At 35.9% G+C, this 1,022-nt stretch carries 1 pseudogene; it reads left to right on the forward strand.

The features are described from left to right. Window positions 1-1,022 (forward strand): annotated as a pseudogene (locus tag ADH02_RS06930) (IS3 family transposase); the annotation flags it as partial.

Here is a 1,022-nt window from a genome sequence, read left to right on the forward strand (position 1 = left end):
AACTGGCTCGCACAATACAAGAAAAATAAGTATACTATTGTTGAGAAAACAAGAGGGAGAGTACCTGAAATGGGACGTAAGCCAAAGAAAAAACCAGAAGAGATGACAGAACTAGAACGCCTTCAGGCTGAAAATGAGTATTTAAGAGCGGAGAATGCCATTCTAAAAAAGTTGAGAGAACTCCGCTTGAAGGAGGAAAAAGAGAAAGAAGAAAGACGCAGATTGTCAGAGAGTTAGTGTCAGAGTTTCCTTTAGATATTCTTCTAAAGATTATTAAACTTGCTCGTTCAACTTACTACTATCACTTAAAGCAGCTAAACCTAGAAGATAAGAATCAGGCCGTAAAAAACGAAATAGAAACTATTTATAACGAGCATAAAGGAAATTATGGCTATCGTCGTATTACTCTTGAGCTTAGAAACCGTGGTTTCATCGTAAACCATAAAAAGGTACAACGCCTGATGAAAATGTTAGGTCTAAAGGCTCGTATTCGCAGAAAACGTAAGTACTCTTCTTATCATGGAACCGTTGGAAAGAGAGTTGGAAACATTATTCAACGCCAATTTGAAGCTGAAAAACCGATGGAAAAGTGCTATACAGACATTACAGAGTTTTCTATTCCAACAAGTAATCAAAAACTATATTTATCACCAATTTTAGATGGTTATAACAGCGAGATTATAGCGTATACTCTATCGTCTTCGCCAAATTTAAAACAAGTAAAGGATATGTTAGAACAAGCTTTTAGAGAAGAAGAATACAAGAATACTATTCTCCACAGTGATCAGGGGTGGCAATACCAGCATGAGTTTTATCATAGTTTTTTAGAAGATAAGGGCATTCAGCCATCTATGTCTCGCAAGGGTAATAGTACTGACAATGGCATGATGGAATCTTTCTTTGGCATTCTTAAATCAGAAATGTTTTATGGCTATGAGCAGACATTTAAGTCTATAAAGGAACTTGAGGGGGCAATCGTCGACTATATTGATTATTACAACAACAAACGAATCAAAGTAAAA

This window comes from Streptococcus sp. 263_SSPC (genome assembly GCF_001071995.1).
In the GTDB taxonomy this organism is placed as follows: domain Bacteria; phylum Bacillota; class Bacilli; order Lactobacillales; family Aerococcaceae; genus Granulicatella.